Origin of the sequence: Bradyrhizobium canariense (assembly GCF_019402665.1) — a bacterium.
In the GTDB taxonomy this organism is placed as follows: domain Bacteria; phylum Pseudomonadota; class Alphaproteobacteria; order Rhizobiales; family Xanthobacteraceae; genus Bradyrhizobium; species Bradyrhizobium canariense.
Window position 1 is genome coordinate 1 of the sequence record NZ_VSST01000137.1, and the last position, 1,094, is coordinate 1,094.

Below are 1,094 nucleotides of genomic sequence, written 5' to 3' on the forward strand. Positions count from 1 at the left end.
GGCAACGAGAACGCCTCGACCTCGGTCGACTACACGAACTACTACCAGCGCGTGCCGAAAGAGCAGCTGCCGACCATGATGGAGTTCGAGGCCGACCGCATGACCGGCCTGATCCTCAAGGACGAGAACGTGCTGCCCGAGCGCGACGTGGTGCTCGAAGAATACAACATGCGCGTCGCCAACAATCCGGACGCGCGGCTGAACGAGCAGATCATGGCCGCGCTCTATCTCAACCATCCCTACGGCCGGCCGGTGATCGGCTGGCACCAGGAGATCGAGAAGCTCGATCGCGAGGATGCGCTCGCCTTCTACCGCCGCTTCTATGCGCCGAACAACGCGATCCTGGTGATCGCCGGCGACGTCGAGGCCGCCGACATCCGCCCGCTGGTGGAGCGCAATTTCGGGTCCATCCCGGCCCAACCCGCGATCCCGGCCCGCCGTGTCCGCCCGCAGGAGCCGGAGCCCGCGGCGCCGCGCACCGTGACCCTGGCGGATCCGCGCGTCGAGCAACCCGGCTTGCGGCGCTATTACCTGGTGCCCTCGGCGACCACGGCTGCGGCCGGCGAAAGCGCGGCCCTCGACGTGCTAGCGCAGCTAATGGGCAGCGGCAACAATTCCTATCTCTACCGTGCGCTCGTGGTCGACAAGCCGCTCGCGGTCTCCGCCAGCGCCAGTTATTCGAGCATCTCGCTCGACCCGACCCAGTTCGCGATCTCGGCTTCGCCCAAATCCGGCGTCAGCTTCGCCGAGATCGAGCAGGTGGTCGACGGCGTCATTGCCGACATCGCGCAGAATCCGATCCGTGCCGAGGATCTCGAGCGGGTCAAGACCCAGCTCATCGCCGAGGCGATCTACGCCCAGGACAACCAGGCGGTGCTGGCACGCTGGTATGGCGGCGCACTGACCACGGGCCTGTCGATCGAGGACATCCGGAGCTGGCCAGATCGCATCCGCGCGGTCACCGCCGAGCAGGTCCGCACCGTCGCGCAGAAATGGCTCGAGAAGAAGCGCTCAGTGACAGGCTATCTGATCAAGGACACCGCGACCACCAAACGCGAGGAGAAGCGTTCGTGACCTATCCCTTCCTTCGACGC

At 66.0% G+C, this 1,094-nt stretch carries 1 protein-coding gene; it reads left to right on the plus strand.

The window, feature by feature from the left end; translation table 11 throughout:
- Positions 1-1,074 (plus strand): M16 family metallopeptidase (locus FXB41_RS40255; protein ID WP_219685705.1); only part of this gene is annotated, 1,074 nt, incomplete at its 5' end.
- Positions 1,075-1,094 lie beyond the last annotated feature (20 nt).